Origin of the sequence: Streptomyces sp. NPDC059456, from assembly GCF_042750055.1 — a bacterium.
Lineage (GTDB): Bacteria > Actinomycetota > Actinomycetes > Streptomycetales > Streptomycetaceae > Streptomyces.
Map to the genome: position 1 here is coordinate 1 of NZ_JBHYVA010001106.1, position 1,411 is coordinate 1,411.

The 1,411-nt window shown below is 76.8% G+C and carries 1 protein-coding gene; it reads right to left on the reverse strand.

Features of this window, described 5'->3' with window-relative positions; translation table 11 throughout:
• Positions 1–93: 93 nt before the first annotated feature.
• Positions 94–1,149, reverse strand: coding sequence for a WxL protein peptidoglycan domain-containing protein (locus ACFXA3_RS42515; protein WP_385196893.1), 1,056 nt, complete (start codon positions 1,147–1,149; stop codon positions 94–96).
• Positions 1,150–1,411: the final 262 nt, after the last annotated feature.

The following is a 1,411-nucleotide window of genomic DNA, read 5'->3' on the forward strand; positions in this document are numbered from 1 at the left end:
CCGCACGCCTCACGCGGGGGGCGAGCTCCGTTCCCGCGCCCCGCTGCCCGCTGTGCCCGCTGCCCGCCGGTGCTCCCGGGCCCGGCCCCGCGGTCAGCGGGTTCCGGCCAAGTCCGCCGCGGGCTCGGCGGGTTCGCCGGCGTCCGCGGCCGACCGGGCGCGGCGCCGCCGCAGGACCAGCAGGACGAGGGCCGCGCCCGCCAGGACGAGCAGCACGCCGACGGCGGGCCACGGCACGGCGATGAACTCCGCCTCGGAAGCCGACGCCAGGTCCGGATAGGCCGTCGCCCCGGCCGAGATTCGTACGGTGACCCAGTCCGACTGCGGTGCGTCCGCCCACGGTTCGGTCAGTTGCACCCGCTGGCCGGGCAGCAGCACCAGCTTCAGCTCACGGGCCGGCCGGTCCAGCACCGTACGGCCGAACAACCCCTCGGCGGACACCGCCACCTTGGGCTCGACGACCACGTTGCCCCGGTTGACCAGCGTGTACGAGATCGTGGCGCGGGCGTCCTGGACCCACGGCAGGAGCGGCGCGGACCGGCTGACCTTCACGTCCTCCACGCTCAGCCCCGGCGTCACCGGACCCGGCACCCTGAAGTACAGCCGCGCGCCGACCTGCCGTTTCACCCCGACCTGGACCTTGCCCTCCTGCCGGATGCCCTCCACGGCCGTGTTGAGGGCGACGATCCCGCCGACGTGGTCACCGGGCGTCGCGTCCTGCGGGACCTTCACGGTGAACGGGATGTCCTTGCGGCCCTTGGGCGGCACGGTCACCGTGGTCGCGGTCTCGGACGGCAGCGCGATCCACGCGCCCACGCCCCGGGGCTTCTGCTCCACCGGCAGCAGGGCGAACGCGCCGCCGGCCAGGGTGTTCACCGCGTCGGTGGCGAAGATCCGGAAGGTCAGCTCCTTGTCGGAGGAGTTGAGGACCGTCACGCTGTCGCCGACCGTGGTCCCGGCCGCGCCCTGGTGGAAGAAGTACGCCCGGTCGGTCATCGGCGCGCCGGCCGGGGGCGTCGGGAACACCCCCCAGGTGCCGTTGTCCGCGGCCGTCGCCGCCGTGGCCGGCAGGAGCAGGCCTGCGACCAGCAGCAGCAGGGCGAGCAGCGGACCGTACGCGGGGACGCGGGGGCGGGGACGAGGGCGCATGGGCGGTTCTCCAGTCGGCGCGGGGACACGGGCGCAGGGGACGCGAGGGCGCAGGGGACGCGAGGGTGCGGGAGCGCAGGGCGCGGGAGGGGCGGCGGCGAGGGGCGGTGGCGAGGGGCGGTGGCGCGGGGGCGGGACGGCGAAGGGGGGGGTGGGGGGGTGGGGGGCGGGGGGCCCGCCCCCGGGCGCGCGCCCGCCGCGCCGCGCGCGCCGAGCAGTAGAGCTCGCTCTCGAGCAGTGGGCGCGGCCGGGCACTACGCTC